Source organism: Rhodopseudomonas sp. B29, from assembly GCF_000333455.1.
In the GTDB taxonomy this organism is placed as follows: Bacteria; Pseudomonadota; Alphaproteobacteria; order Rhizobiales; family Xanthobacteraceae; genus Rhodopseudomonas.
Genome location: NZ_BADD01000329.1, coordinates 1 through 210, shown reverse-complemented (window position 1 = coordinate 210; position 210 = coordinate 1). Strand labels below are relative to the sequence as shown.

Here is a 210-nt window from a genome sequence, read left to right as displayed (position 1 = left end):
CGACGGCTCCGAGCAGGTCGGGCGTCTGCATCTCGCCGAAGCGCTGTCGTATCGGGCGCTGGCGGGTTCGCCGATCAGCACCGGGTTGTTCTTGGTGCGCCGTGACAGGACCTGGATGGTGCGGCGGATTTCCTCGTCGCGGCCGATCACCGGGTCGAGCTTGCCGTCGCGCGCTGCCTGGGTCAGGTCGCGGGCGTACTTCTTCAGCGC

1 protein-coding gene is annotated in these 210 nt (G+C 69.0%); it reads right to left on the bottom strand.

Annotated elements, in window-relative coordinates; genetic code table 11:
• Positions 1-210, bottom strand: a 210-nt coding sequence (locus I5M_RS29615) for an ATP-dependent Clp protease ATP-binding subunit (protein ID WP_040771685.1), incomplete at both ends; no start/stop codon positions are given.